The sequence below is a fragment of the Candidatus Macondimonas diazotrophica genome, from assembly GCF_004684205.1.
In the GTDB taxonomy this organism is placed as follows: Bacteria; Pseudomonadota; Gammaproteobacteria; order UBA5335; family UBA5335; genus Macondimonas; species Macondimonas diazotrophica.
On sequence record NZ_SRIO01000010.1, the window covers coordinates 82,458 to 108,597 of the forward strand.

Annotated in this window: 20 protein-coding genes and 1 pseudogene; 5 read left to right on the top strand and 16 right to left on the bottom strand. The window is 63.8% G+C overall.

Annotated features, from left to right (window positions below; genetic code table 11):
• Positions 1–16 precede the first annotated feature (16 nt).
• From E4680_RS08860 to E4680_RS08870, 3 genes are all read right to left on the bottom strand, one after another.
• A complete protein-coding gene (locus tag E4680_RS08860; protein WP_135282048.1) occupies positions 17–2,890 on the bottom strand; it encodes a 2-oxoglutarate dehydrogenase E1 component in 2,874 nt (957 codons plus the stop codon).
• Between the two features lie 547 nt (positions 2,891–3,437).
• Complete coding sequence (locus E4680_RS08865; protein ID WP_167792459.1) at positions 3,438–4,073, bottom strand: PilZ domain-containing protein; 636 nt, start codon at positions 4,071–4,073, stop codon at positions 3,438–3,440.
• A gap of 131 nt (positions 4,074–4,204) precedes the next feature.
• Positions 4,205–4,651 (bottom strand): acyl-CoA thioesterase, encoded by a 447-nt coding sequence (locus tag E4680_RS08870; RefSeq protein ID WP_135282050.1) that lies wholly within the window; start codon positions 4,649–4,651, stop codon positions 4,205–4,207.
• 62 nt (positions 4,652–4,713) lie between these two features.
• On the opposite strand from E4680_RS08870, the gene E4680_RS08875 reads away from it, so the two are divergent.
• From E4680_RS08875 to E4680_RS08885, 3 genes are read left to right on the top strand one after another with little or no spacing between them, the layout of a single operon-like run.
• Positions 4,714–5,322 (top strand): hypothetical protein, encoded by a 609-nt coding sequence (locus tag E4680_RS08875; RefSeq protein WP_205688852.1) that lies wholly within the window; start codon positions 4,714–4,716, stop codon positions 5,320–5,322.
• Positions 5,323–5,358: 36 nt separating this feature from the next.
• A complete protein-coding gene (locus tag E4680_RS08880) occupies positions 5,359–6,243 on the top strand; it encodes an ABC transporter ATP-binding protein (protein ID WP_135282051.1) in 885 nt (294 codons plus the stop codon).
• Positions 6,240–7,244: an ABC transporter permease gene (locus tag E4680_RS08885; RefSeq protein WP_135282052.1), complete on the top strand. Its 1,005-nt coding sequence runs from the start codon at positions 6,240–6,242 to the stop codon at positions 7,242–7,244. Before E4680_RS08880 ends, E4680_RS08885 begins: the two co-directional genes overlap by 4 nt.
• A 7-nt stretch (positions 7,245–7,251) precedes the next feature.
• On the opposite strand, the gene E4680_RS08890 is transcribed toward E4680_RS08885, so the two are convergent.
• From E4680_RS08890 to E4680_RS08915, 6 genes are all read right to left on the bottom strand, one after another.
• Positions 7,252–7,713, bottom strand: a complete 462-nt coding sequence (locus tag E4680_RS08890) for a PGPGW domain-containing protein (RefSeq protein ID WP_135282053.1) — start codon at positions 7,711–7,713, stop codon at positions 7,252–7,254.
• A gap of 178 nt (positions 7,714–7,891) precedes the next feature.
• Positions 7,892–8,308 (bottom strand): globin family protein, encoded by a 417-nt coding sequence (locus tag E4680_RS08895; protein ID WP_135282054.1) that lies wholly within the window; start codon positions 8,306–8,308, stop codon positions 7,892–7,894.
• Positions 8,305–8,718 carry a c-type cytochrome gene (locus tag E4680_RS08900; protein WP_205688854.1) on the bottom strand — a complete coding sequence of 138 codons (414 nt, stop codon included), beginning with the start codon at positions 8,716–8,718 and terminating at the stop codon, positions 8,305–8,307. The genes E4680_RS08895 and E4680_RS08900 overlap by 4 nt, the downstream gene beginning before the upstream one ends.
• Positions 8,715–9,284: a Tll0287-like domain-containing protein gene (locus E4680_RS08905; protein ID WP_205688856.1), complete on the bottom strand. Its 570-nt coding sequence runs from the start codon at positions 9,282–9,284 to the stop codon at positions 8,715–8,717. The genes E4680_RS08900 and E4680_RS08905 overlap by 4 nt, the downstream gene beginning before the upstream one ends.
• A gap of 46 nt (positions 9,285–9,330) precedes the next feature.
• Positions 9,331–10,758, bottom strand: a complete 1,428-nt coding sequence (locus tag E4680_RS08910; protein WP_135282055.1) for a cytochrome c3 family protein — start codon at positions 10,756–10,758, stop codon at positions 9,331–9,333.
• 4 nt (positions 10,759–10,762) lie between these two features.
• Positions 10,763–12,706, bottom strand: a complete 1,944-nt coding sequence (locus tag E4680_RS08915) for an FAD-dependent oxidoreductase (RefSeq protein ID WP_167792460.1) — start codon at positions 12,704–12,706, stop codon at positions 10,763–10,765.
• A 483-nt stretch (positions 12,707–13,189) separates the two neighbouring features.
• Between E4680_RS08915 and mutS the strand changes: the two genes are divergently transcribed.
• The gene (gene mutS, locus E4680_RS08920; protein WP_135282057.1) at positions 13,190–15,778 is read left to right on the top strand and encodes a DNA mismatch repair protein MutS; all 2,589 of its coding nucleotides are present in this window, start codon (positions 13,190–13,192) and stop codon (positions 15,776–15,778) included.
• Positions 15,779–16,042: 264 nt separating this feature from the next.
• Here the strand turns inward: mutS and E4680_RS08925 are convergent, their stop codons facing one another.
• From E4680_RS08925 to E4680_RS08945, 5 genes are all read right to left on the bottom strand, one after another.
• Positions 16,043–17,413, bottom strand: a complete 1,371-nt coding sequence (locus tag E4680_RS08925; RefSeq protein WP_135282058.1) for an NAD-dependent succinate-semialdehyde dehydrogenase — start codon at positions 17,411–17,413, stop codon at positions 16,043–16,045.
• Between the two features lie 36 nt (positions 17,414–17,449).
• Positions 17,450–18,661: an ectoine hydrolase gene (gene doeA / locus E4680_RS08930; protein ID WP_135282059.1), complete on the bottom strand. Its 1,212-nt coding sequence runs from the start codon at positions 18,659–18,661 to the stop codon at positions 17,450–17,452.
• Positions 18,658–19,935 carry an aspartate aminotransferase family protein gene (locus E4680_RS08935; RefSeq protein WP_135282060.1) on the bottom strand — a complete coding sequence of 426 codons (1,278 nt, stop codon included), beginning with the start codon at positions 19,933–19,935 and terminating at the stop codon, positions 18,658–18,660. The genes doeA and E4680_RS08935 overlap by 4 nt, the downstream gene beginning before the upstream one ends.
• A gap of 62 nt (positions 19,936–19,997) precedes the next feature.
• Entirely contained in the window at positions 19,998–21,185 is a 1,188-nt protein-coding gene (doeB2, locus tag E4680_RS08940) for a N(2)-acetyl-L-2,4-diaminobutanoate deacetylase DoeB2 (protein WP_135282061.1), read from the bottom strand.
• Between the two features lie 1,382 nt (positions 21,186–22,567).
• The gene (locus E4680_RS08945; protein ID WP_135282062.1) at positions 22,568–23,152 is read right to left on the bottom strand and encodes a TetR/AcrR family transcriptional regulator; all 585 of its coding nucleotides are present in this window, start codon (positions 23,150–23,152) and stop codon (positions 22,568–22,570) included.
• A gap of 93 nt (positions 23,153–23,245) precedes the next feature.
• Here E4680_RS08945 and E4680_RS08950 point away from each other — a divergent pair, with 93 nt between their 5' ends.
• On the top strand, positions 23,246–24,037 hold the full coding sequence (locus tag E4680_RS08950) for an SDR family NAD(P)-dependent oxidoreductase (RefSeq protein WP_205688859.1): 792 nt from the start codon (positions 23,246–23,248) through the stop codon (positions 24,035–24,037).
• A 509-nt stretch (positions 24,038–24,546) separates the two neighbouring features.
• Here E4680_RS08950 and E4680_RS14295 read toward each other — a convergent pair.
• Together E4680_RS14295 and E4680_RS08960 are read right to left on the bottom strand one after the other, a co-directional pair.
• Complete coding sequence (locus E4680_RS14295) at positions 24,547–24,963, bottom strand: HigA family addiction module antitoxin (protein WP_205688861.1); 417 nt, start codon at positions 24,961–24,963, stop codon at positions 24,547–24,549.
• 731 nt (positions 24,964–25,694) lie between these two features.
• A pseudogene (locus tag E4680_RS08960) lies at positions 25,695–26,140 on the bottom strand (peptidase S8 and S53, subtilisin, kexin, sedolisin); the annotation flags it as partial.

A 26,140-nucleotide genomic window follows, 5' to 3' on the forward strand; every position in this document is an offset into this window, starting at 1 on the left:
TCTCTCTCCAGACGGTTCAGTGAGCGGAAACGGGTGCGGACGCTGCATCAACGTCAGACCGGCCAAAGGCCTCATCCAGCAGCTGCTTTTGTTGCTGCAGATGCAACTCGTGATAGCCCGCGGCGGTGGAAGCCGAGGCTGCCCGGCCGGCATAACGCAAGTTCTGATTGGCTTTGAGCACCTTGCGAATGCGGTGTTCGATGTAATACCAGGCACCCTGGTTCTTGGGTTCGTCCTGGCACCACACCACCTCACGCAGCTTGGGATACGTCCCCAGCACCGCTTCGAATGCGGCGTGGGGGAAGGGATAGAGCTGCTCGATGCGCACCAGCGCCGTATCGTCGATCCCCTGCTCCTCACGCATCTCGAGCAAGTCGTAGTAGACCCGTCCGCTGCAGAGGATCAGTCGGCGTATCTTGCCCTTCGCCAGCGATCCGACATCGGGCAAGACCGGCTGGAATTCGCCTTGGGTCAGCTCATCCAGCGACGACATGGCGATGCGACGGCGCAACAAGCTCTTGGGGGTCATGACGATCAGCGGCTTGCGATAGGCCCGCAGCATCTGGCGGCGGATCATGTGGAACATCTGGGCCGGCGTCGACGGCACACAGACCTGCATGTTGTGCTCCGCACACAGTTGCAGATAGCGCTCCAGGCGCGCCGAGGAGTGTTCGGGACCCTGACCTTCGTACCCATGGGGCAGAAACATGGCCAGTCCGCACAAGCGCCGCCACTTGGCTTCACCGGAACTGATGAACTGGTCGATCACCACTTGGGCGCCGTTGGCGAAATCCCCGAACTGTGCCTCCCAGATCACCAAGGTGCGCGGGTCGGCGGTCGCATAGCCATACTCAAAACCCAGTACCGCTTCCTCCGAAAGCAGCGAGTCGATGACGGTGAAATTCCCCCGCCCATCCAGATGGCGCAAAGGCACATAGGCCGACGCATCCTGTTGGTTGTGAAACACGGCGTGGCGGTGAAAGAAGGTTCCCCGTCCACTGTCCTGACCGCTCAGGCGTGTGCTGTATCCATCCTCGATCAATGATGCATAGGCCAGCAGTTCGGCGAACCCCCAATCGACAGGCAAAGCGCCGGCCGCCATCTTGCGCCGATCGTCGACGATGCGCTCCACGCGCCCATGCAGGCGGAAGTTCTCGGGAAACCGGTTCATTGCCTGGGCAAGCTGGTGCACCCGCTCCTTGGGCAAGGCGGTGGGCGTCGATTGGTCCCAGTCCCCCTGGCGAAAATCGTCCCATTTGACGGTGTACTGATTGCCGATCATCCCGGCCCACTCGCGGATGATGTTGCGCCCCTCATCCAGACCTTCGCGATAGGAATCAACGAGGGAATCAGCCTCCTCCGCACGCAGCAGGTCATCCTGGGCCAGATGCTCGGCATACAGCGCTCGGCAGGTGGGCCGCTGTTTGATGTGCTGGTACATCAGGGGTTGGGTCACCGCCGGCTCATCGGCCTCGTTGTGACCCTGGCGCCGGTAGCACACCAGATCGATGACCACGTCCTCGTGGAACTCCATACGGTATTCGAGCGCCAGGCGGGTGACGAACAACACGGCCTCGGGATCGTCGGCGTTCACGTGAAAAATCGGTGCCTGCACCATCTTGGCCACATCGGTGCAGTACATCGTCGAGCGCGCATCTTCCGGATTACTGGTGGTGAAGCCCACCTGGTTGTTCACCACGATGTGCACCGAGCCCCCGACACGGTAACCCCGCGTCTGGGACATGTTGAACACCTCCATCACCACGCCCTGGCCGGCAAAGGAGGCATCGCCATGGATCAGCACCGGCAACACGCGATCCCCGGTATGGTCTCCGCGGCGATCCTGACGCGAACGAACCGACCCCAACACCACCGGATTGACGATTTCCAGATGCGAGGGGTTGAACGCCAGCACCAGATGCACCAGACGATCATCTACTCCCACGTCGGAAGAAAAGCCCATGTGGTATTTCACATCGCCCGAATAGAAGGGATCGGACAGGTCGTGCTTGCCTTCGAATTCCTCGAACAGCTCGCGCGGTGACTTGCCGAGAATGTTGACCAGCACGTTGAGCCGCCCGCGGTGGGCCATGCCGATGACCACCTCATCCACGCCGCGCCGTCCCGCATGCCGGATCAGGTCGTCGAGCTGAGGAATGAGCGCATCGCTCCCCTCCAGTGAGAAGCGCTTTTGTCCCACATAGCGGGTATGCAGATACTTTTCGATGCCTTCGGCGGCGGTCAGCTGCATCAAGACGTGGCGCCGGTCATCGGCGGAAAGCGCCAAGCGCCCCCAACTGCCTTCCAGCCGCTGCTGGATCCAGCGCTTGCGGCGGGTGTCGACGATGTGCATGTATTCCGCACCAACCGTGCCGGTATAGACCGTGCGCACCAGATCGAGGATCTTCCGCAGCGGCAACCGCTCCTCCGCGAACAGCGAGCCGGTATTGAAAACCGTATCCATGTCGCCTTCGCCAAGGCCGTGAAAGCCGGGATCCAGATCGGAAACCGGTGGACGCTGCCACAGGCCCAGCGGATCAAGCCGGGCCACCTCATGCCCACGCACCCGATAGGCATTGATCAGTCGCAGTACCGCCGCCTGGCGCTGTGCCGCCGCGGCAACCAGCGCCTCATCCGCCCGGGCACCCGCGCCCGCCCCGCCCGTTGCCCGGCGTTGAACGTAGTGTGCGAAAGACCGCTGGATCGGGCCATGCGGAACATCCCGCCCCTGCCCGGCCGCCTCGCTCAAGCCCTGGAAATAAGCGCGCCAACGGGGATCGGTGATGCTGTCGGGATTGCGCAGGAATTCCTCGTAATAGCTTTCAATGAACGCGGCGTTTCCGCCGTAAAGCGGCGTGCTGCGGTACTTATCCCGCAAGTCATGGCTCATGGTGGTCACTCGCAAAGGGAGATGGAAGAAAAAACAGCAGGAAATGGCCGGAAGCAGGCGACCGAAGCGTCGAACGGGCGGGAGGAACTGAAACGAAGAAATGGAACCGGGCGTCGAAGAGGCGGAGCAGGGCGGGGTGATTCGGAAAACGGCGCAATCCCCCTTCGGGGATGGGCGTGGCCTTTCTCAAGGCACGTCGCCGCTTCCGCACAGGGACACTGGATCGCAAACGACTGGACTCCGGCAAAACGCGCGGCATGAAACGTCCTCATGGACCCGCTCGAAATCCACCCGGCAGGTGGGCACACAGCTCGATACCGATGAAGCTGCGCGCAGCGGGTGCTTGGCTCCCGTAAAACGGAGCCAAATTCTAACGTATTTCGGCGGCGTCGTGCACCGCTGACGCTATCGCGACCGGCCCGTTCCGCTCCGAAAATCCGCCATACCCGCAGCGGACACGACATCGCCCGCCATCATGCAGTCCGGATCGGCACCGTTGCGGCCCGAGGCGACGTCGGGATCGGTAGGCCCGGTTTACACCTGCCCTTCAGGATGTGATCGTCCCCAGATAGCGGGACAGCAACTCCCGATCTGCCTCGCCAAGGTCGAGAAACTGCACCCCGATCAGATGGCAGCCATCACGCGACGGCTGATCACAGCGCACCACACGCCCCAACGTCCGAATGCCGATACCCGCGCCGGGCAACAGAAAGCGCAAATCCAGCAAACTGCCACGCACCAGCATGTGATCATTTCGAAAGATCATCCCATCCTGAGTCAACTCGACCGTTCGCCACAGATTCTCTCCGTCGCCGAGTTCGCGCAGCATCAGCGCTTCCAGAAGCCGACTGACATGCCGACCCATCACCTGCACATAGGCCGAGGTCGCCGGCGCCTCCTGCTCGGCAAGGACGCGCCAGGCATCCAGCTCGCGCCGGATGAGATTGAACTCGGTCGACAGAAACAATAGGTCGCTCTGCGTAGCCAGGAATTCGGGCGCCGCGCTCAAGGCTTCGTCGACGACGGCGAAACGCAACGGCACCAGCAGGCTACTCGGGGCGACCATGGCGTCACCCGCTTGCGGGCATCGCTTGGACGTCCGGCTGTCCGGAGTATGCCCGACCGCTTCGGGAACAGCGGCCGGAGCTTTTCCGACAGAATGGGCTTGATCAGACTGACGCATATCCATAATCTCCCGGCGCCAGCCTCCTTGATTCAAGGAATTCCCTGTCGCCTCTGACTACCTATCGTCCGTCCGAATAAGCTCTTGATCCTTACCGGCCATCACCCTGACGAATGGCATCTCCAGAACGATCAAAGTCCTTCAGGCAACGCAGCCTCATAGCGGCGCAAGCGGGATTTCAGACTGTCCGGAACCGGGACGGGCCGTTGACTCCGGAAATCGAACCACACCATGACGCTGCGCGACGTCGCCACCAGTGCACCATCGCCTTGCACGATGATCTGTTCCATGGTCATGCTGGTCCGGCCCACCCGGGACGTGCGACTCAAAATCGTGATGTCGCCCGGATAGTGCAGTTGACGCTTGAAGCTGCACTGCGTGTCGGCGAGGATCACATTTTCGCCGTTCGCCCCAACCGGGTGGTCATAGGCTTCCTGGGCATAGGCAACCCGGCCACTTTCGAAATAACGTAGGAAGTTGACGTTGTTGACATGCCCATAGGCGTCCATGTCACCCCAACGCACCGCCATCGGAAACCGATGAACAAAAACCGCGGCATAATCGGTCATCTCAGCCATTTTTTTGTGCTCCACGAGAAAGGCGAGCCGCTATTCTACGTTCCCCTGTCGAAGGTGGGCACATGATCCGGCGCGGCCGCCAGACAGTGCCCGAGGGATTCACTCAGGCCGATGGCCACGTGTTAATCGCCATCCGACTGACCCGCTTGGCGCAACTGTTTCACAGCCTCGACCCGGCACCCTTCCGGGAAAAGGATCTCGACCCCGCGGCCGAGACCTATCTGGTCGAGTCAGCCGAGGAAATCGGCGCCGATTCGCCCATTGCCCTGGTATTCGAGTTGCCCGAGGCGGAAATTCCGACGGCCGCCCCGCTGCTGCCCGAAGCCATATCTCACTATTTCATCGCGCGCGCCGTGAGCAGTCGCCGTGAGCTGAACCGCCTGCTGCGCGAAGGCCGCGCCGCGCTGGTCATCGGCCTCGCCTTCCTGGGCCTGTGTCTGGTCGCCAGCGAGGTAATGAGCCAATGGGGCACGCCGTTGACGGCCCGCTTTCTGGGTGAAGGCCTGCTGATCGTCGGATGGGTAGCGCTATGGCGACCGCTGGAGATCTTTCTCTATGCCTGGTGGCCGTTGTATCGGCGCATCCGCGTGCATCGCCGACTCGCCAAAGCGCCGGTATGGATTCGCGCCACGCCGCCGGGCGCTTTGTCGAAACCCGGATCCAGCGGCTAAGATGAGCCGCGTCGTCCCCCGAGCCGAGCCGTCACCATGCCTGCCGCCCTTCTCGAAGTCCGCGAACTGATCAAGGACTATGGCGCCAAGCGCGCGGTCGATGGCGTGAGTTTCAGCGTCCCCGAAGGGCGCTGCTTCGGCCTGCTGGGTCCCAACGGCGCCGGCAAGACCACCACGGTGGAAATCCTCGAGGGCATCACGACGCCCAGCAGCGGCGAGATCCGGTTTCGCGGCGCGCCGGTGGATCGCGATTACCCCGAGCAGATCGGCCTCATGTTCCAGAGCACCGCGCTGCAGGATTTCCTGACCGTGCGCGAGGCGCTGGAGACCTTCGGCCATCTCTACCGCCGCCGTACCGAATTCGATGAATTGGTGCGGCGCTGCGCCCTCGGCGATTTCCTCGATCAATATGCCAACACCCTCTCCGGTGGCCAACGCCAGCGCGTCCTGCTCGCCATCGCGCTGGCCAATCGCCCAGCGCTGCTGTTCCTGGACGAGCCGACCACCGGGCTCGATCCACAGGCGCGCCGACGCTTCTGGGCCTTGATCCGCGAAATCAAGACGGCCGGCAGCACGATTGTACTGACCACGCATTACCTCGAAGAGGCCCACGCCCTGTGCGACGAAATCGCGATCATGGACCATGGGCGCATCATCGCCCAGGGACGTCCGGCGACGCTCCTGGCGGACCACTTCGATGAGTCGATTCTGATCTTGCCGCCCGACCAGGCGCCTGCCCTGGCCCGCGCGGGTCTCACCACCCAGGAAACCCTGCACGGTCTGGAGCTCGCAACCCACACCGTCAACGAGACGCTGCGCCGGTTGCTGGATGCCGATGCCGACCTCTCCGGTCTGCGCGTCCGCACCCCAACCCTGGAAGATCTCTTTCTCGAACTCACCGGCCAGGAGCTGCGCGGATGAATGGATTGGTTCGCTTCTGGTTTGTGTGGAAGGCGCGCAACCGCGAATTCCTGCGCGACCGGGCCTCATTGGCCTGGAACATTCTTCTGCCGTTGCTGATCGTGTTCGGGTTTGCCTTCGCCTACACCGGCGACGGTCCCGCCCAGTATCGCGTCGGGCTCTATGGCGCCGCAGCCGCCGAAAGTGATCCGCTGGGGGACCTGCCGCATATCCGCCGCGTGCCGGTCATGGATCTGGACACGGCCATCGTCAAGGTCGAGCGTCATCAACTGGATCTGCTGCTCGATGTCCCGAACCATCGCTACTGGGTCAACCAGGATTCCCCCCACGGCGCAATCCTGGCGCGTGCTCTGGAGTCCGTACATCAGCCGCCACCGGTGCGTCAGCAGGTCAGTGGCCAGGCGATTCGCTATGCCCACTGGCTGCTGCCCGGAATCCTGTCCATGAACATGATGTTCAGTTGCCTGTTCGGGGTGGGATATGTGGTGGTGCGCTACCGCAAGAACGGGGTGCTCAAACGATTCAAAGCCACGCCGCTCACGGCCTTCGAGTTTCTCGCCGCCCAGCTGCTTTCCCGCCTCTGGCTCACGCTCGGCATCACCAGCAGTGTGTTCGTGCTGGCCTGGACGCTGCTGGATGTTCCGGTACGCGGCAGTCCACTCCTGCTGTTCGCAGTCTTTGCCTGCGGCGCGATTGCCCTGATCAGCCTCGGGTTGATCGTGGCCGCGCGGCTGTCCAGTCAGGAGCTGGCCGATGGCCTGCTCAACCTCATCACCTGGCCGATGATGTTCCTGTCGGGCGTCTGGTTTTCCAACGAGGGGCTGCATCCCTGGCTGCGGCGCGCTGCGGAGCTATTGCCATTGACCCATGTGACCGAAGCGGCCCGGGCCATCATGTTCGACCGGGCGGGTTTCGCGGATGTGGCGCCGCATCTGGCCATCCTGCTGGCCATGGCAACGGTATTCCTGGCGATCGGGGCGCGGAGTTTCCGCTGGGATTGAACCGGACTCAATCGTCCTGTTCGTCTCGCCACGGGTGACGCGGCGGGGGAATGAGTGGCGGCTTATGAGCCCGGCGGCGAATCCAGTTCAATCCCTTGAGCACAGCCCTGCGCCGGATGATGGCGCCTTCCAGGCGATACTTTCCCGGAAAATCCATCACCATGATGCCCGCCAGAATGGTGAGTACGCCCTGGCCCGGCAACGCGAGCATGGCGGTGCCCGACAACACCATGATCAAGCCCAGCAGATTCTTCCCCAGCACCAGCGCCACATGCAGTGCCCAATGCCGTTCGCGCCGAGCCAGGGGATGGCGGTGTCCCTGGAGGAAATAATCCGGCGGCATCTGAATGATCAGCCACGGTAGCAGCAGCGTGCTGGCGACCATGACCGCGGCGGTCAAAGGCAGCACCCACCAGACCTCGCGCGCGTTTTGGAAGAGCAGATCGGCAGCAGCCAGAACGTCCGACATGGGGCCTGATGATGAGATCGCGATCGATCCGGGGTGGACCGCTGGCCATTGTAGGCGCCTGCCGGAGCCGACGCTACCGGATCAAACGGTCCGCGCATTCCCACTCGTCCATCGTCCATTCGGACGCGATGTTCTGGCCGCAAGGCGCCCGATCACCGGACGCCCTGCAGGTCACTGATCAGTGCGTCTGCGCTGCGGCGGCGTCCTTCATCACCGTGGCCACCAGATTGTAGGTCTTCGCCCAGGCCTGCTTGGTTTCGGGCGTGAAGGCCGGACCCAGTCCGGTTTCCAGGGTCCAGAGCAAAGCCGCACCGACGGTATCGTAGTGCGCATCCTGAACCCCGTAACCCACATGGCGGCGACCCAGGTCCTGAACGGCCGGAATGATGGTTTCCGGTTGCGTCAACCCGCCCACGGCCGTGCCGATCATGGCCATGAGCTTTTGTCCCTGCATCTTCATGTCGCCCTTGAACAGCGGCTTGAGCGAGGGATCCATTTCGAACAGCTTGCCGTAGAACAGCTCCGCGGCCTGTTCCTTGATTGGCACGACCTGGGCCCAGGTCGATTGCACCAGCTTGATTTCCTCGGGGGTCATTTCATTTCTCTCCGTCTATCATCCAACGATTCAACCAGTCGTACCATGTAGTCCACGGCTGCCCGCACCTCGTCGTCGGACAGATCGGGGTTGCCGCCACGGGCCGGCATCTCGGTCCATTCCGAGCTCGAATACCCGCCAAGGGCGTGGTCGTACAACGCGGCGCGGGACTGGCCCAGGCGCGGCGCCCAGGCTTCGGCATCCTTGACCTGAGGGGCATCGGCCAGCGGATTGCCGTGGCAATCCTGGCAGGTTCCCAGCCAGACGGTGCGCCCCTGCACCAGCCGCGGCTCGCCGAATTCGGGATAGCGGGACGACGCCGCCGCCAGGGCGCACGCCGACACGAACGTCAGCATACTCCCCAACACCAGTGCCGCTGGTCTGCGGCTGTTCAGCATCGTCCGGCTCACATCGGGATCCGGATCACGACGCCGCCCATAGTTTCACCCATCTTGAAGTCGCGGCGCGGGCTGTCCTTGTGGTCGTTGTGACAGCTGATGCAGGCCTTGGCCACCGCCTTGTCGGGGTAGATGGCGGTGAAATATTTGGTGCCACCCAGCGTTTCTTCCTTGTAGAACGGCGCCCCGCTCTTGTTGATGGCTTCCAGCCCTTCCTTTTCCACGTCGGTCTTGGGTGCGTTCTGTTTGTTCACCGGCCACAGCGACAGCAGGGAATAGCTGAAATTCGCGCCTTTCTCGGCCACCATTTCCGAGCCGTAGCGGAACATCTGCGCGGGCAGGACGAGCGCCTTGTCATCTTTCCAGTGTTCGCTGGCGGTGATCACCTTTTCCTGATTCTGCAGACGATTGACGATCAGCCGGGTATAGACGGTTCGATCGGCTTCCATCACGGCATGCAGCGCGTCGGCGATTTCCTTGTAACCCCAGGCCGCGGCCTGGACAACGGCGGTGGATGAAAGTGCCATCAGCGTCATCCCGACGATGGCAGGGACAGTGAATCGCTTGAAACGAGTCATCGCGTGGTCTCCTTGATCTTGAGGTGTGAAAAGAAGATGGGCAGGATCATTCCGCGGCCTCCCGGGCCTCGCGGCGCGATTGTTCGGCGCGCCGCTCCGCCTCCAGCGCCATGTCGATACTCTCGACGTGGCCGAGCGGGCGGCCGGCAAAGTTGCGGGCAACCAGGGCCGGATCGGCCAGCGCATCGATCGCGAACGCCAATCCGTGGCAACTCAGGCACACTGGCCGGATCATCTTTTCGTTCGGCCGCAGGGTGTCGTTCTGGTTGTGCTGCACCAGCACGCGCTTGATGTCGTCCTGGTAATGCTCGACCCGCGGCAAGTGGCATGTGGCGCAGGTCACCCCGCTTCCCGCCGGCAGTTCGCCGGCCTGCTCACGCTGCCACAGCCGGTGATGCGGCGAACCTTCATAGGCCAGGCTGTGCGTATCGCTATGGCAACCCAGACAGGACTCGACCTGGGCCACTTTCGTGTCGAAGCCATGGGCACCGTGGCAGGATGTGCATTCCAGCGCCACGTCGGCCGCATCCTCCCGCATCGGCAGACGCGCTTGCCCCGGGGTCATGGCGGACAGCCCGACAGCCAGACGCATGCCGTGGCGGCCGGCCAGGAAGCCCTTCACTTCGGCAGCGTGGCAGTCGCGGCACACCGCCTCATCCGGCTTTTCGATCCACACCGCCTCGCTCGTGGCCGGCACATGGCAGCCGCTGCAATTGACGCCGGATCGGGCATGCGCCGAGGCCAGCCAGTCCGCCTCGATCGCCGGATCGGCGCCGAGCGCCATGCCGTGATCTGCATCGGCTGCGCCCAAGGGCTGCAGACTCACCCGCTCGAACGGAAAATCGCTCAGCTCCTCGATCAGATCGCGGAAATCGCGTGCCGGCACGCGAGGCGCGTCCGCAATCTCCGGCTCCCCCGCATGCTTGATCAGGAAATCCTCATAGAGCGCGCGGTTGTCGTGAAAGTTGTGGCAGCCGCTCGATGCACAGGTTTCGAAGCCCATGCCCTGATGCGACGGGCGCTCTTTGCCGACTTCGGCGTGACAGGTCACGCAGAAATCCACGGGTTGCGTGTCCCCGGCGGCATGCGTCAGTTCAGGACGATGCTCCACATGGCAGGTCACGCATTCGGCGGCGTTGAGTCGCGCCGCCCGGTCGGCATTGCGCGGGTCGGTAAACTTGCTGCGCGGATGGCTGTCCCGCGCCTGCTTGAGTTCGGCGCCGTGGCAGTCCATGCAGCGCGCCTGCATCGCCTCGCGGTCGGCAAAAGCCCCGGTGTGGCAGGTATCGCACGCCAGTTCGATCTGGTAGTGCCCATGACTCGTGGGTCCGGGCAACAACAGCCCTCGCGAGGCGGTTCGCCAGGCTTGGTCGGAATCGCCCCGCAGACTGAGGCCGGCCCAGAGCAGCCCGGCCAGGCTCGCCGTGAGCAGCAGCCAGACAATCCACAATCGGCGGCGGGATGCGACAGCCATCCGATCAGTACCAGTAGAACTTGAGAATGTGGAACACCAGAAGCACCGGCAATGGCCAGAGCGCCGCGATGTGCAGGTTGGTCGTCAGGCGGCGCAGCCGGCGCCCGGACCGGACCGCCACCGCATGCTCGCGCCCGATGGTCATGCCGGCCAGACCGCCGGCCACGGTCAGGCCGATGAGCGTGAGGGCAAGCGCGGCGTTCAGGCCATGCCCGAGCCGGCCGCCGGTATGCAGCAGCAACACCGCGAGCGCCGCTGCGCCCAACACCACGTGCACCAGCCGCCAGGCCGCGAAATCACCGAATCGCACCGCCTTGACACGCTTGCGCAGCCCCAGCAGCCCCAGCAGGACCATGAAGCCCAGCAGCGAAAAGCCCGAAACCTGCTTGTAGAAGGCATCTCGCCACAACTGATCCCAACGCCAGGACCATTCGGCCGAATCGGGAAAAGAGATCGGCACGGCACTCATGAGAACGATCAACGCCACCGTCAAGGTCGCCACGGTTACCAGGGCGCCGGCGCGTGGCACGGCTTGACGCTGCGGCGCACCGCCAACCAGTTCCTGCACCAGCGGACGGCAGGAGCCACAGACGGTGGATGCACCGGTTTCGGCCGACAGAGCCTCGGCCGTGCGGCATCCGGCCTGCATCGCGTTGCTCAAGGTGCCGCGCGTCACGCCCATGCAGTTGCAGACGGTCGCGGTAGCCGGCCACTGCGCGACGTGATCCCGCTCCTGTTCGGGCCAGGGCGATCCCGTTCGCCGAAATCGGTCGCGCTGCCACGGCCAGATCCGCCGCTGCCGCAGCAGGGCCTCCTGGATCGAGGCGAGTTCCGACCACGGCCCTACGGCCAAGGCGCCGATCAGGCGTCCGCGACGGATCACCAGTTTCCGATAGTCGCCCGTTTCATTGCGATAAACGGCTTCACGTGCCGCGTCGAGCGATTGCTCCGCACCGGCCTCTCCCATGCTGAACACGGGCGTGGACAGCACCTTCAACCGGGTGGACGCCACCGACCCCGGATAGCGCGACTGGCCGCCCGCCAGGGCATGCGCCGCGACACCGGCCTGCTCGAATCCAGGCGCGACCAGCCCGTAGACCACCCCGCGATGTTCGGCGCACTCACCCACCGCGTAGATCTGCGGATCAGCGGTCCGCATCGCATCATCGACCTTGATGCCACGCCCCACGGCGATTCCGGCATCCAGAGCCAACTGGATGTTGGGGCGAATGCCGGTTGCCACGACCACCGTATCGCACGCGATGATCGCGCCGCTGCGCAAGCGAATGCCGGTGACCTGCCGGTCCCCCAGGATCGCCATCACACCGTCGCCGAGGCAGATACGAATCCCCAGGGTCTCGACCCGGGCCTTCAGCACTGCCGAGCCCTCGGCATCGAGCTGGCGCGGCATCAGCCGGTCGTTGTGTTCGACCACCCACACCTCGGTATGGTGGCGCGCCATGGCCCGTGCCGATTCCAGACCCAGCAGCCCGCCGCCCAGCACAACAGTGCGGCGGCTGCGAACACGGCGGGCGAGCAACCGCTGCGCGTCATCCATGTCCCGAAAGGTGAACACCCCGGACCGGCCGGTTCCCGGAATATCGGGAATATGCGGCCGCGACCCCGTCGCCAGAATCAGTTCGGCGTAGGGGTGCACATCCCCTTGCGCATCGGTGACCGTGCGGGCGATTCGGTCGATCCGGGTGACGGTGCAGCCCAGATGAACCCGAGTCAGGGGATCCTCGGGCAGCCGGAGGTCGGTCCCCAGTTGCGACCAAGGCAGTTCGCCGGCCAATGCAGAGGACAGGCGAATGCGGTTATAGGGTTGCCAGGTCTCGGCTCCGAACACCACCAACGGCCGATTCGGCAGCCGCCGGCGGATTTCCTGGGCAACCCGAACGCCCACCGGACCGGCGCCCACGACCATAGCGACCCCTTCAGTCGGCATCGATGAAGTTCTCTCGGGCTGCATGACCTGCATCCTGTCCTGCTCGGGTATCCACAAAAAAAGGCCCAACGCCGCCCTTTCGGGCAGCGCTGGACCTCGTTGTCCAAATCGGTGTGCGCCCGCCCAGCCACCGATGGCGGGAACGCGCGAACTTATGAGGCGCCGTTACCTCACCAGGACGATTTGCAAACCGTGTGCCAGTCCTCTCATCTCCCGTACAAACGCATTTCGGGCGTTGTCCCGCTTCCCGGGCGGGGCCACCGCGGTGCACAGCGGTTCTCAGCGCACCACAACCATGCCCCAACCCAGCACGCTCGCGGGCTTGCAACCGCGAATCGGCCAGCGTCCTGCGGCGCAATGGCGATTGCGCGGATGGACGCCCCGGCCCCGGCGCGCTAGCCTACAGCGACCCGAAATCGCCAGCGCCGCCCAGCAGCGCCTCCGGTCTCCAACCATCGCCCGCTTTGCTTTCCGACGGCATTCATGAATCCAGCGCGCCCCAAGCCTTCCGCACCGCCCCTCGATCGCCATACGCCGATGATGCAGCAGTACCTGCGCATCAAGGCCGAGCACCCGGATCATCTCCTGTTCTATCGCATGGGGGACTTCTACGAGCTCTTCTTCGAGGATGCCCGGCGCGGGGCGGCCTTGCTCGATCTCACCCTCACCCAGCGCGGCGAATCGGCAGGCCTGCCCATCCCCATGGCCGGCGTACCGCACCACACCCTGGAAAGCTATCTCGCGCGGCTCCTGCGACTCGGCGAGTCGGCGGTGATCTGCGAGCAGGTGGGCACGCCCACGCCCGGCAAGGGGCCGGTCGAGCGTAGTGTCAGCCGCATCGTCACCCCCGGCACCGTCACCGACGAAGGCCTGCTCGAGTCGAGTCGAGACAACCTGCTGGTGGGGATCCACCAAATCGGCAAACGCTGCGCCCTGGCTTGGCTGGATCTGTCCGGCGGGCGGTTCTGTATCCTTGAAACCCCGCACGAGGCGGACTGGCTGGCGGAGCTGGAGCGGCTGCAACCGGCCGAGCTTCTGATCCCCGAGGACTTCGTCCCACCGGCGCCCTGGGCCACGCATCGCGCCCTGCGCCGCCGGCCGGTCTGGCATTTCGATTCGGCCAGCGCGCGCACTCAGCTCTGCCGCCAGTTCCAGACCCATGACCTCGGCGGCTTCGGCGCCGAGGAACTTGAGGCCGGCATCGCCGCTGCAGGTGCGCTGCTCAGTTACGTCGAGGACACCCAGCGCGGCGCGCTGCCGCACCTGCGTGCACTCCATGTCGAGCAGCCCGAGGACAGTCTGCTGCTGGATGCAGCCACGCGGCGCAATCTGGAACTCGAGACCAATCTACGCGGCGGCAGCGACCACACGCTGGCCGCCGTGCTGGATCGCACCCAAACCCCCATGGGGAGCCGTCTGCTGCGCCGCTGGATGCAGCGGCCATTGCGGGATCAGACCGCGCTGCGCCGCCGTTACCAGGCGGTCACCACGCTGCGGGACGCGGCGGTCCGGCAGACGCTGCAGCCGCTGTTGCGAGGCGTCGGCGATCTGGAGCGCATCCTCACCCGTATCGCGCTGGCAACTGCGCGGCCGCGCGATCTGACCACGCTGCGCGGCGGCCTGGCGCGGCTGCCGGAGGTACGCGCACTGCTTGCCGAGCTGGACAGTCCGCTTCTCGATCAGCTGCACACGCAGTTGCATGATCACACGGCGATTCATGAACGGCTGCAGCGGGCGCTGGTCGTGGAACCCCCGGCCCTGCTGCGCGACGGCGGGGTGATCGCGCCCGGCTTCGACGCCGAACTCGACCGTCTGCGCACCCTGTCGGAAAACGCCGACGGCTTTCTGCTCGACCTCGAACGGCGCGAGCGCGAACGCACCGGCGTCGCCACGCTGAAAGTGGGTTACAACCGGGTGCATGGCTACTACATCGAGCTTGGCCGCAGCCACGCCGAGCGTATCCCGCCCGAGTACACCCGACGCCAGACGCTCAAGGGTGCCGAGCGCTACATCACCGAGGAGCTGAAACGCTTCGAGGACCAGGTGCTGGGCGCCCGTGAACGGGCCCTGATGCGGGAAAAGGCGCTGTTCGAGACCTTGCTCACGGAGCTCGCTGGCGAGCTGCCCACACTCCAGGAAACCGTGACCGCGCTGGCCACGCTGGATGTGCTCGCCTGTCTGGCCGAACGGGCGCTCAGCCTCGACTGGAGCGAGCCTGAGCTCATCGATGAGGCGCGCATCGAAATCGACGCCGGCCGCCACCCCGTGGTCGAACAGGCGCTGGACGGGCCCTTCGTCCCCAACGACCTGCGCCTGGACCCAAACCAGCGACTACTGGTCATCACCGGTCCGAACATGGGCGGCAAATCGACCTACATGCGCCAGGTCGCGCTGATCGTGCTGCTCGCCCACATGGGCAGCCACGTGCCGGCCCGCGCCGCCCGTCTCGGGCCGGTAGACCGGATCTTCACCCGCATCGGCGCCGCCGATGAACTGGCCTCGGGCCGCTCCACGTTCATGGTTGAGATGACCGAAACAGCCAATATCCTGCACCATGCCACGGCCCGCAGTCTGGTGCTGATGGACGAGATCGGGCGCGGCACCGGCACCTACGACGGCCTCGCCCTGGCGCGCGCCTGCGCCGAGGATCTGGCTACGCGCATCGGCGCTTTCACCCTGTTCGCCACGCACTACTTCGAGCTGACCGATCTGGCCCAGAATCTCACCGGCGTGGCCAACGTGCATCTGGAAGTTGCCGAGCATGGCGAGTCGCTGATCTTCCTGCACAGCGTGCGCGAAGGCCCTGCCAGCCGCAGCTATGGCCTGCAGGTCGCCGCACTGGCCGGCGTTCCCCGATCGGTGGTCATGGCCGCGCGGCGCCATCTGGACGCGCTCGAAACACAGTCCCCCATGCCGCTGCCTGCCGAGATGCCCCCTCAGCTGCCGCTATTCAGCACCGCCGAATCGGAAGTTTCGCGGACCTTGCGCACCCTCGACCCCGATCAGCTCAGCCCGCGCGAGGCGCTGGATCTGCTCTACCGGCTGCGGGAGCGCCTGGACACCGAATCCTGATCCCCAACGGGGCGGGCCTGATTCGACAGACCAGCAGGCTTTTACACCGCCCCCGCCAGCCATCGTCCCCATGGCTCGCGATCGCCGTCCCGGCGCGGTGCGAACCCGGTACACAAGGGGCGTCATCACGCATCCGGGAGACGCGCTGCCCGCCGGCGGCCTTGTCCGGCACGCGACCCATGAGACCTCATCAGGCTCCTGTCGGACAATGGCCGATCAAACCTGACGGAGTGCCTCGATCAGGCCGCACGAGCCAGCGCCGGACTAGCCCTTCACCGGACCGATCCAGACCTGCTGCGCGTTGACGAACTCATGAATGCCATGCGCGCCCAATTCGCGCCCCACACCGGAACGCTTGATGCCCCCGCTGGGCAGACGCGGATCGGTCTTGACGATGCCATTGACGGACACCTGGCCGGTCTCCATGCGCCGCGCCAGCGCCTCGCCGCGCTCGGTGCGGGTCCAGACACTGCCCGCCAGACCGTAATCGCTGTCATTGGCCATCGCGAGCGCCTGCTCCGCATCATCCGCCTTCATCACCACCGCCACCGGGCCGAAGGTTTCCTCGCAACTCGCCGCCATGCCCGGCGTGACATCCACCAGCAGGGTCACCGGATAGAAAAATCCATCGCCCTCGGGCATCTCGCCACCGAGCAGACAGCGCGCTCCGGCATCAATGGTTTGCCGCACCTGACGGTGCAGGTTATCGCGCAGATCCGGCCGGGCGATGGGGCCCACGTCGGTGCTTTCTGCCCGTGGGTCGCCCAGCTTCAGCGCCGACAGGCGCGTGGCCAGTTTGTCGATGAATGCGTCGTAGACCGGCGCCTCGACAATGATGCGCTTGGCGGCGATGCAGGACTGCCCGGCGTTGATGATCCGCGACAGCGTCACCACCTCGGCGGCCTTGTCCAGATCGGCATCCGACAGAATCAGGCAAGGGTCGGAACCCCCCAGTTCCAGCACGGCAGGCTTGATTTCCGAAGCCGCAACCGCAGCCACTTTGGCACCGGCTGCGCTGGAGCCGGTGAAGGACACCGCCTGCACACGCCGGTCCCGAATCACCCGCTCCACCTGATCGTTGGCCAGCGCCAGATTCTGGAGAATGGCCGGCGGCGCACCGACGGCATCGAACACGCCGGCAATCGCGGCCGCGCAGGCCTGCACGTGCGGATCGTGCTTCATCAGGCAGGTGTTGCCGGCCATCAGCGCCGGGGCGCAGAAGCGGAAGGCCAGCCAGAACGGGGCGTTCCAGGGCAGGATACCCAACACCACGCCGAGCGGCAGAAACTGGACGTAACTGAGTGTGGCATCCGACTCGATCACCTGCCGCGCCAGATACTGCTCGGCATGTTCCGCATAATGCTCGGCGCACCAGGCTGCCTTGGCCACTTCACCGCGTGCCTCCTTGATGGGTTTACCCATCTCTTCGGTCATGAGCGGGGCCAGCGCTTCGGTGTGCTCGCGCAGATATTGCGCCACATTCCTCAACACATTCGCTCGCTCCGCGAACGACATCGCGCGCCATTCCCGGCTGGCCGAATGCGCCCGGCCGATGGCGGCGTCCAGTCCCGGTGAATCCAGCGGTGCCGTCTGGCGGGTCAGCTTGCCGGTGGTCGGGTCGGTGGTCATCAACATGGAACGCTCCTTGGTGCCGGCCATCCCTGCTGAGGGTCAGGCAGTGGCGGCCTTGGCCGGACCGGGCAGTTTCGCCTGTGCCGGCTTGGGCTTGCTGTGAATGCACTGTTCCATATCGAAGAACGACTCACAGCCATCGTCGGTGACATAGATGGTGTCGGATATCCCGACCGTTTTGTCGCCATCCACCGCCCACATCCAGGGAATCAGATGAAAGGTCATACCCTTGCGCAGAATCGAGGAATTGCCCTGCTTGAGACTGATCACGTAACCCTCATCCCAGCTCGGCGGGAACGCGATACCGATGGAATAGCCCGAGCGCGTAATCAGTCGCGCGCCCACATCGTTGTCGGTGATGATCTGGCGAATCAGGTTGTCCGCATCCGACACGGTAATACCGGGGCGAATGGCCTTGTGGGCTTCCTTCAGTGCCAATCGCATGCGCTCCTGGGCCTTGCACAGGGAATCGGACAGGTGATCCAGCACCACCGTGCGCATCATGGCCGTGTGGTAACGGCGATAGCAGCCGCCCACTTCCAGGAATACATGTTCGCCGGGCTGGACGGTGCGCCCTTCCCAGGTGGCATGGCCGATCAGCGTGCGCGGCCCGGACGCCACATAGGGCATCACTGCCGGCGCCTCGCCGCCGGCCTTGAACATGGCGGCGCTGATTTCGGCGGCAATCTCGTTTTCCGTGACCCCGGCGCGGCAGGCTTCGATGCCGGCCTTCATACCGGCTTGAGTCGCCATGGCCGCCTTGCGCATCACGTCCAGTTCGACCTCGGACTTGCAGATCCGGCCTTCCTCGACAATGCCGAAGCAATCCAGCAACCGGCCTTCGGTGAAGGTGGTATGAATGGCATCCTGATGATAGGCGGGGAAGAAATAGCTGTTGCGCTCATATCCGATGCACTTATTCTTGAGCCCAAACTCACGCAGGCTCTGCACCAGCGCCTGGATCGGATCACCGGTATCCGGATAGGGCCGCGCGATTTCCAGCCAGGTGCGGTGATAGACATTGGTTGCCTCCAGCTCACGGGTGATCATGAAGGGCTCCCCCTCCAGCGGCACCACCAGCGCCTGAAAGAACGAGTAGCCCGTGGTCTGATAATCCGTCAGGTACATCAGATTTTCGGGGTCGGTGATCACCACAGCGTCCAGCAGACGCTCCTTCATGCGCTGGCGGAGCGCATTGATACGCCGTTCGTATTCCGCGAACGGGAAGGTCATATCGTCACGAACTTTCATGCTGCCTCCACTGCCTGGTCGATGGCGCGCGCCAGCAATTCCAGCCCCGCCTGCAGGTCGTCATCCGGAATCGTCAGCGGCGGAATCAGCTTGATCACTTTTCCACCGGTTCCGCAGGGCCCGATGATCAGCCCCAGCTTGAAACAGTTGCCTGCCACCCGTTTAGCCAGTGCGCCGTCCCGCAGGTCGATGGCCTGCATCATGCCCTTGCCGCGCACCTGAAACCCGAGACGGCGATAGCGGCTCGCCAGCCCCTGCAGTGCTTCGCGCAGGACCCCGCCCTTGCGCCGCACCGCGGTCAGCAGTTCCCCATCACGGAAGTACTCGAGCCCGATCCGGCCGGCCACGAACGACAGGTTCTGGCCGCGAAAGGTGCCGGTGTGCTCACCCGGCGACCAGTGTGCATCGTGTTCCGGCTTGACCAGATTCATGGCAATCGGTGTACCGAAGCCGCCCAGTCCCTTGGCCAGGCAGACGATGTCGGGCGCCAGACCCATGCCGTCGAAGCTGAAGTAATTTCCGGTCCGGCCGCAACCGGCCTGGATGTCGTCGATGATGAACAAGGCACCGAGATCACTGGCCAGCTGCTGAACGCCCTGGAGCCAGACTTCGCTGGCGACATTGACGCCACCCTCGGCCTGGATCGCCTCCACCACGAACGCGGCCGGTGGCGCCAACCCGGAGGACGAATCCTGGAAACGCGCCCGCAACGCGTTCAGCGAATCCATGCCGCAACCCAGCTGGCAATCGGCACACGGGGTCTCGCACCCGAACGGCACATGCATGACATGGTTCAACGGCACACCCGCCGCGCCGCGGAAATAGCTGTTCGCCGTCAGCGCCAGGGAACCTAGCGTCATGCCGTGGAAGCCCTTGTGAAAGGCCACCACGTTTGGACGACCGGTGACCCGCCGCGCCAGTTTCAGGGCGGCTTCCACCGCATTGGTCCCAGTGGGCCCCATGAACTGCAGACGATGATCCCAGCCGCGCGGCTGCAGGATCACCTCGACGAAGGTTTCGATGAATGCACGCTTGGCCTGCGTGTACATGTCGAGGCTGTGGGTGATGCCATCCTGCTGGATGTATTCCACAATCGCCGCTTTCATGCGCGGATTGTTGTGCCCGAAGTTCAGTACCCCGGCACCCGCAAAGAAATCGATGAATGACTTGCCCTGCTCGTCCCCCTGCCGAGCATTCGAAGACGACACGAACACCGTGGGGTAGGCGCGGCAGTACCCGCGAATCTCCGACTCCCAACGCCCAAACACTTCCATCTTTCGGCCTCCTCGGTCAGTGACGCGGTCCCCGGGTGATCCGGATTCGCTCAGGATGCCGGTCAATCCGGCACCGGAGCACCGGCCAGTCGTGCATAGACCCGGCCCATGTGCCGAATCAAATGATCGTTGAACACGTAGCGTGGGCTGTGACAGGGCAGGTCATGGCCCGCGCCATCATCCGCCCCCACCAGGGCGTAGGCACCTGGAATCTCTTTGAGGTAATAGCTGAAGTCCTCGCTGGCCATGATCGGCAGCAAGGTGTCCTGGCACTGCCATTGGGCGCCGAACTCCTCGGCCAGCGCCGTGCGGTACGCCCCGGCGGCCGTGGCGTGGTTGATGGTGGCGCCATAGCGCGGCAACACCGTCACCTGGGCCTCGACGCCATAGGCCCGGGCGGTTTCCATGGCAGTGCTGTGAATCAGCGCCTCGACTGTCGGGCGATACCCGTCGCGCGCCAGCCGGATGCTGCCGCCGATGCTTGCCTGATCGGGAATGACGGTTTCGGCGCTTCTGGCATCGATACTCGTCACGCTGACCACGGCCGCGGCCTGGGGAGGCAGCCGCCGGCTCACCAGCTGTTGCAGCGACAGGGTAATGGCGGATGCCGCCAGCACCGGATCCCGACATTTTTCCGGCTGGCTGGCGTGCCCGCCCTGCCCCATCACCCTGATCTGGAAGGTTCCGTTGGCCGACATCACCGGGCCATCGGGACACACGGCCTTGCCGTAAGGAATCGCGGGCCAGTTGTGCCAGCCGTAGATACAGGACACTCCTTGCAGTGCGCCGTCCTCGATCATGCGTCGCGCGCCGTGGCCGCCTTCCTCGGCCGGCTGGAACAACACCACCACCGGGGCAGGCAACCGGTCCTCGTGCTTTTTCAGCCACCAGAGTGCGGCAAACAGGGTTGCTGTATGGCCATCGTGGCCGCAGGCATGCATACACCCGATGTGCTCGGAGCGGTAATCCACCGCAGCCTGTTCGTGAATAGGCAGGGCATCAATGTCGGCCCGCAGGGCAATGGGATCGCCGCTGGCATTGGGCGCCAAAGTGGCCACGGTGCCGGTATCGGCACATTCGCGCCAGCGGATGCCCGCGGCGCTGAGATGCTCGCGGATGATGATTGCCGTGCCCCGCTCGTGCCAAGGCAACTCGGGGCGCCGGTGCAGTGCATGACGCAGCTGCACCGCAGATTCCAACAGGCTCCCCCAGCTCTGGGTGGCTATGTTGTCCTGTGTCACATCGACCATGGCCACATGATGACCACAGATAAAAGGCCCTGACAAGGCAATGCTTTGCTGAGCCGACCGGCGGAAACCCGAATCCTGTGGACGTGCCACTTCGGCCCCGAAAAAACCGGCAACCAGAATGGGGCGAGCGCACCAGAATGGGGCAGCGAGCCGCCAAGGATCACTGAATTTCCGGTAAGATTGGCCACAATCCAGGCATCCCGATTCGGACCCGCCCCTCAACTTGGCGGACAGCGCGCCCGAGTCCAGCGGGCATGCCATGGCATGGGGAATTCTTCCGATACGAGACCTCACCCGACCGATCAGCCCACGGATCGGTAAGCGACCATGGCGTGAATATTGCTTGGCCGCAGCGCGCCGAAAACGACACGGTCCATGCCGGCAATCGGCAGACGGCCCAAGTCGCCGCATCACCATTGGCATTCAGGGCCGTGTTGCGCGCCAAACCCGGTCGGACGCGCTGGACCGGCACCGCGGCCGGCCATCCCGATGGGCTTCGACACCCCTCACCGAATCTGGCGCGTATCCGCGTGCGAGACGCACTCGTCGCCGGAGCAATGGGGCAGAGCCCGGTCTTTACCGGAATCTACGTTGAACTTGCGGGAGCCGTTTCGAGAATTCGAGAATGGGGCCTTCCCCGCTCCGGGTGGGTTCGTCCCCGCCCGCCAACGCGCTGGCCGTCTCACCAGACTGCGGGGCCCCTACTCGGAGGCGGTTTGAAGGGTTCCGCTCCCGTCGCGCTACGGCGAAAGCACGCTGAAAACGGCGGCCGTTCATGGTGCCTTGTCGGCGATGATCGGGCGGCGGGCGTTAACTCATGTGGCCAACGCAACCCGGGAAGAATCGAGATCAACTGAGAGCCGACGCATCGTTGTGCTCTGTTGGCCGCATAAACACCGCCTACGGGATTCGCAGGAACGGATTTTCAAGCGATTCCACGCTGTTCCGTCCCGCGCGCAATAGCCAGACGCACGCCGAGCTTCGCACTCACGGCTCCCGATCATCGCTGAGCATGATCTGCTCCATGAACGCATCGGACGCGGGAATCGTAAAAGCAAGGTTGCCGTGACTCGGGCCGAAATCGATGTCATCCTCGATACTTGGTCCGTGACCGTCAGGGCGCACAGGCCCGATGGGCAGCCGCTTTGGCTGGATCGGTTCGAAACAGCCTCAACCAGACGTGGCCGCAGCGCGCCGCATTTTCAGGGAAAGAGAATCGTCCGGATCGAAATCAAACGGATGTTACCCCCATGGTGAGCACCCCCAATTGATCGGAATACCGCCTGACTTCGGAGAAGTGGCGATCCTCTCGATCCCGAGAGTCAGCGCTGCCCGTGTCAATGGGTCACGACATCATCGTGTTCCGCCGTGTCAATCCGTGGTTATGGCGATACCGGAATCGCATCCAGCGCCTCGCTGACCACCTCTCGAAGTTCCTCGAGGCTGTAGCCGTCTCGCGCCTGGATGGCCAAGCCCTGCATGACCGCAACGATGTAACGCGATAATCTTTGCGCACGCACCGGCCCGACCCACTGACACAATTTTGCCGCCAACAGCTCGCGGAACGCTCGGCGCCGCTGCGCCAGCTCATGCGCCAGATCGGCATGATCCGGATGGCTGGCGATCATGCCGGTGTTGAGCATGCAGCCAATTTCGCCTTTGGGGTCGACCAGACCTTGCGCCGTTCCCTCCAGCAGCAGGCGCACCGCCTCGCGAAGAGACAGGGCTTCATCCATGAACGAAAGGTCAGAGGCGCCACGCATTGCGGCGTAACGATCCAGCGCCTCCCGATAGAGCGACGCCTTGTTGCCGAATGCAGCGTACAGACTGGGCGCGGCGACGCCCAGTGCGGTGGTGAGCTGCTGAAACGAGACCCCTTCATAGCCGTGACGCCAGAAGAGCCGCATCGCCGTTTCCAATGCGGCGTCCCGGTCGAAGCGTCGTGGCCTGCCTCCTGATCGTTTCATGCCCTGTTCCATAATTATCATTAAATAACCTTTGACAGAGCCAGTCAACGAACCCATAATTTAATGACCATTAAACAACATGGAGGTATTCCCATGTCGTCAGCCAATCCCATCGCCGTCGTGACCGGTGCGTCCTCCGGAATCGGCGCCGTCTATGCCGATCGACTCGCCAGTCGCGGCCATGATCTCGTGCTGGTCGCCCGCAGAATGGAACGACTGCACCAGCTGGTGCACACCCTGTCCGCGGCGCACGGCATCGCAGCCCATCCGATGCAGGCCGATCTCACAACCGAAGCCGGACTTGGCCGGGTCGAAGACCTGCTGCGCACCGACGAGCGGATCGGGCTTCTGGTGAACAACGCTGGCAACGGCAAGCTCTGCAGCACCGCAGACATGTCGGACGCGGACGCAGCGGCAACGATCGCGCTCAACGTCGTCGCTCCCACCCGGCTCACCCGCGCGGTTCTTCCGGCCTTTCTGAAACGCCGCTCTGGCGCAATCATCAACATTGCGTCGGTCATGGCCTTCCACGCGCTTCCGGTCACGACACTCTATAGCGCCACGAAAAGCTACGCGCTGATGTTCACGCGTGGGCTTCAGGAGGAACTGGCGAATACCGGCGTGCGGGTTCAGGCCGTACTGCCCGCTGGCACGGCCACCGAATTCTACGATCAAGCCGGCATTCCCCTGTCGGCGTTCGATCCCGCGGTGGTAATGACGACCGAGCAGCTGGTCGATGCGGCGCTTGCCGGTTTCGATCAGGGTGAGGCAGTCACGCTCCCCTCGGTCCACGACACCAGCGTCTGGACCACTTACGAGCAGGCCCGGTCCGCTCTATTCGGCGCCACGCAGGTCGGAACGCCAGCGCCCCGGTACGTGGCGTAAAGCCGCCACCGCAATGGATGCGACGCTCGGACTCGGCGCAGACCGGGCGTCGCCGTGCCGGTGATGCGCACGTCGAAGACTCGCCCATTGGCCTTGTGGACATCGCCACTCACCAGCGCGGATCATGTAAGGCGCTTCGTGTCATGCGGACAACAACGCCAGACCGAAGCCCTCTTCCCGTGCCCAGGTGGTGCGCGACCTTGGCGACTGCTCGATGTGCAGTCGCTCGGCGGCGTGAAGTCTTTAGCGCGTCGCCTGAGATAAGGCGCAGGGAAGCTCAGCAGATTCCATGGGCCGCTCCGCGAGGTCACGAATAGCCTGTTCGATCTCTAGGCATTCAGCGGCATTTACCCGTTGAGACGAAAAAGGCTCGGCTGCTTTGTCTTTGAATGGCGCGTGCCATCGGCAGCGTTGTCGGTCGATCGAAAGAACCTCGGCGCTTCACGGATCAAGCACCGGGCAGGCGGTGGGCTGTGTGGATGCCCCGTTCTCGGTCATGGTGGTACACGTCAGGCCGAACGGTGCTCATGCACCCGAATTGGCGGCACGATCTTATCCTTCAGCTCGCGCGACGCGACGCGCATGTCGCATTCCGTTTGCAGGGTCATCCGGAATCGCGCGTCCATGCCGAAGTGGATGACCAAGCGCAGCGCAGTATCGGCGGTGATGGGACAGCGGCCGTTGACAGGTTCAACGATGCGGCTGGGTGAGACGTCGATGTCTGCCGCGAGTTGGCAGGCGGTGATGCCCCTCAGCTTCATGAATGCTTCCAGCAGGATTTCGTCGAGAAATTCCGCAATTGCCTGCTCCTCGTGGTAGCCAGCTGATGTGCGCCGTCCTCTCCTTTCAGCCGAAACACAGAGACACCACGGGTCGTTGGATCCGGACGCTGTGCCGCCGCTTGGGGTTGCCCGCCAGCGCTTCAACCGAGTTGCCGGGAGGAACCCTAACCCTCAGGCTGGCCAACTCGGTGCCTCTTGCAGCTGCAACAGTACCGGCAATTTCACCCTAAGAAGCGCGCATCTTTTTCTGGCGCGGGAGATGAAGCGATTTGCGTGGCAGCAACTCTGGCAACACCATCATCAATCAATCCGAAGGATACGGGACTGGGAATGCTGCATCAGCGACACATTTACAGCCTGACGGGTCAATCCCACAGTGGCTACGGGTGCTCCCCTGCTCTCTCCTGTTCCCAGAATCGCTGCATCGCTTCAAACGTCTTTCGCTGTGCATCCAAAACCCTTGCTATGTCAGCAGACTCTGGGGCAAGACAGAATCCAGCTACGGCTACCTCGACCCCTCGCGGCACAGCTAGCCAATCTTTTAGCAAAGGTTGCCAGTAGGCTATCCCAATAGCCTAACGGACGAGAGTCAGGCGTTTCAATTTTGCGCAGGGCGTCGTGCATGACCAACCCCGCAGTCCGCTTGACGTCATCCCATCGCACCGGGATGCTCCAGCCAGCATCACGGATACCACCTGGACTCCGCATATCGGGACGAACAACAGCTACCGACACCCTATCGACCGTACCGAACCCGAAGATCCTGTGATCAACACGATCGCCTTCCTCCAAATGGGCACTCTTGGTTGCTGATCACAACGGTTTTCCTTCTTCAAATTCGGTCGTAGAGGTGGCGCCCTCCCCCGTAACGGCCACTACACACGTACCGGAAGGGTGACCTTCGGCTGAATGGGCACAAGCGTCTTCGCGTAAGCGCGCAAGATGTCGTTGTAAAGGTCTGCGTGCTTGGGTGCCTCAACGGTAATGATCAAGGCGTAGCGGATCTTCTCGGCGCTCGTCGTCGGCCCACCAGCTTCGCGTGCGTTGTAGTGGATGTCGAACACAGGGTTGTCGAGACTACTGCCCCGCATGGACTTATTGCCGTGCAGAACCGTCTCCCACTTGCCCATGTCGGAACGGCGCTCCTTCTCTGTGGCGTACTTCTTCATGTCGAAAAACCCCTTCGTTTCGGCGTTGGCTTTACCTTTCTTCATCTTCTTGTCGCTGGGTCGAAACACGATCTCCAAGCCTGCCCTCGTATATGCAACAGCATCCTGCGGGTCTGTCGGCGAGGCATAGCAGAAAGTCGCCTTCAAGCGGA